The sequence below is a fragment of the Halomonas halmophila genome, assembly GCF_006540005.1.
GTDB classification, from domain to species: Bacteria; Pseudomonadota; Gammaproteobacteria; order Pseudomonadales; family Halomonadaceae; genus Halomonas; species Halomonas halmophila.
This window is the reverse complement of the sequence record NZ_BJOC01000072.1, coordinates 1-2,137: the sequence shown is the minus strand read 5'-3', so window position 1 is coordinate 2,137 and position 2,137 is coordinate 1. Positions and strand designations below refer to the sequence as shown.

General features: G+C 55.4%; 1 rRNA gene. It reads left to right on the top strand.

The window, feature by feature from the left end:
• Window positions 1–499 precede the first annotated feature (499 nt).
• Window positions 500–2,037, top strand: a 16S ribosomal RNA gene (locus HHA01_RS14615).
• Window positions 2,038–2,137: the final 100 nt, after the last annotated feature.

The following is a 2,137-nucleotide window of genomic DNA, read 5'->3' as shown; positions in this document are numbered from 1 at the left end:
AGTACGCATCCGCTGCCGGCGACGGGCCAACCTCGCCAGCGGTGGAAAGAGGTGGAAGCCTCTGTTTTGTTTGGGTTTTTCGACATCATCGCGAAAATCACCGATTGACAGAGCCGCGGATTTCGGTAGAATATGCACCACTTCTTGCAGGGCCCGCCAAGGGCTTGATCGGGAGCCGCCTTTCGAGGCTGCGTCGCTCGCTCGGCAACATCGAGCTTGACGCCAGGCACCGATCCTGTAGAATACGCCTTCCTCGCCAGGCGCTGATAACCAGCAAGGCGAGATGCTCTGCTCTCTTTATAAGAGCCCGGAGCCGCTCTTTAACAATCGATCAGGTAATTCATGTGGGCGCTTGTCGGGATGTCGGTGACCAGTCACCGAAAATCAAGGCAAGCGACTCGTCAAAGACTTTCGAGTCTTTTTGAGAACGTTTGAACCTTGAGCCAAGTTTGATCCGCTTTTGTTGCTTTCGAGTGACAAGCAAGGATCTCAATGATTGAAACTGAAGAGTTTGATCATGGCTCAGATTGAACGCTGGCGGCAGGCCTAACACATGCAAGTCGAGCGGAAACGATCCCAGCTTGCTGGGAGGCGTCGAGCGGCGGACGGGTGAGTAATGCATAGGAATCTGCCCGGTAGTGGGGGATAACTTGAGGAAACTCAAGCTAATACCGCATACGCCCTACGGGGGAAAGCAGGGGCTCTTCGGACCTTGCGCTATCGGATGAGCTTATGTCGGATTAGCTAGTTGGTGAGGTAACGGCTTACCAAGGCGACGATCCGTAGCTGGTCTGAGAGGATGATCAGCCACATCGGGACTGAGACACGGCCCGAACTCCTACGGGAGGCAGCAGTGGGGAATATTGGACAATGGGCGAAAGCCTGATCCAGCCATGCCGCGTGTGTGAAGAAGGCCCTCGGGTTGTAAAGCACTTTCAGTGAGGAAGAAGGCTTGTCGGTTAATACCCGGCAGGAAGGACATCACTCACAGAAGAAGCCCCGGCTAACTCCGTGCCAGCAGCCGCGGTAATACGGAGGGGGCAAGCGTTAATCGGAATTACTGGGCGTAAAGCGTGCGTAGGCGGCTTGGTAAGCCGGTTGTGAAAGCCCCGGGCTCAACCTGGGAATGGCATCCGGAACTGTCAGGCTAGAGTGCAGGAGAGGAAGGTAGAATTCCCGGTGTAGCGGTGAAATGCGTAGAGATCGGGAGGAATACCAGTGGCGAAGGCGGCCTTCTGGACTGACACTGACGCTGAGGTACGAAAGCGTGGGTAGCAAACAGGATTAGATACCCTGGTAGTCCACGCCGTAAACGATGTCGACTAGCCGTTGGGGTCCTTGAGACCTTTGTGGCGCAGTTAACGCACTAAGTCGACCGCCTGGGGAGTACGGCCGCAAGGTTAAAACTCAAATGAATTGACGGGGGCCCGCACAAGCGGTGGAGCATGTGGTTTAATTCGATGCAACGCGAAGAACCTTACCTACCCTTGACATCGTGCGAACTTGGTAGAGATACCTTGGTGCCTTCGGGAGCGCACAGACAGGTGCTGCATGGCTGTCGTCAGCTCGTGTTGTGAAATGTTGGGTTAAGTCCCGTAACGAGCGCAACCCTTATCCTTATTTGCCAGCGATACGGTCGGGAACTCTAAGGAGACTGCCGGTGACAAACCGGAGGAAGGTGGGGACGACGTCAAGTCATCATGGCCCTTACGGGTAGGGCTACACACGTGCTACAATGGCCGATACAATGGGTCGCAAAGCGGCGACGTGGCGCTAATCCCATAAAGTCGGTCTCAGTCCGGATCGGAGTCTGCAACTCGACTCCGTGAAGTCGGAATCGCTAGTAATCGTGCATCAGAATGGCACGGTGAATACGTTCCCGGGCCTTGTACACACCGCCCGTCACACCATGGGAGTGGACTGCACCAGAAGTGGTTAGCCTAACTTCGGAGGGCGATCACCACGGTGTGGTTCATGACTGGGGTGAAGTCGTAACAAGGTAGCCGTAGGGGAACCTGCGGCTGGATCACCTCCTTAAACGACCCGTCATCGGCACTCGATAAGTGCTCACAATGAATTACCTGATCGGCCAGAGCAAAGACTGTTTGGGTCGCGGACCCAGTGGTTAGCCGGGTCT